At 71.8% G+C, this 472-nt stretch carries 1 pseudogene; it reads right to left on the bottom strand.

Annotated elements, in window-relative coordinates:
- Positions 1–472 (bottom strand): annotated as a pseudogene (locus G3I78_RS48020) (glutamine synthetase); the annotation flags it as partial.

The raw sequence follows: 472 nt of genomic DNA, 5'->3' as shown, positions 1-472 counted from the left end.
TCCGGTTCTCCACGTGCGTGGACTCCTCGCCCGGGCCGCCGAGGACGCGGACCAGCGCGCCCCGGTTCTCGGCGCTCCACACGATCCGGTCCGGGGAGAGCGAGAACCGCGTGTCGAGCCGCCGGTACCCGTTGACGGTCGGAATGCAGAACAGGGCGGTGGCCGCGGCGTGTTCGAGCAGGCCGGCGACGTAGCCGAGGCCCTCCTGCGACAGCAGCGCGCCGTCCCCGGGCGACGCCGGCACGAAGGCGTTGCGGTCGGCCGCCGTGTCGAACAGCGACTGGTGCAGGTGCCAGCCGCTCGGGTCGAAGCGTTCCAGCCGGGGCAGTGACATGAAGGAGGCGTGGTGGCCGAGGCGGGCGCAGATCTGCTTGGCGACCGTACGGAAGAGCAGCATGGCGTCGGCGGCGTCGAGGCCGCTCATCGGGCTGAAGGTGAACTCCAGCTGGCCGGGTCCCGATTCGTGCTCGAC

Source organism: Streptomyces sp. SID13726 (assembly GCF_010548375.1).
Taxonomy (GTDB): domain Bacteria; phylum Actinomycetota; class Actinomycetes; order Streptomycetales; family Streptomycetaceae; genus Streptomyces.
The sequence above is the reverse complement of the archived record's forward strand: the minus strand, read 5'-3'. Positions and strand labels throughout refer to the sequence as shown.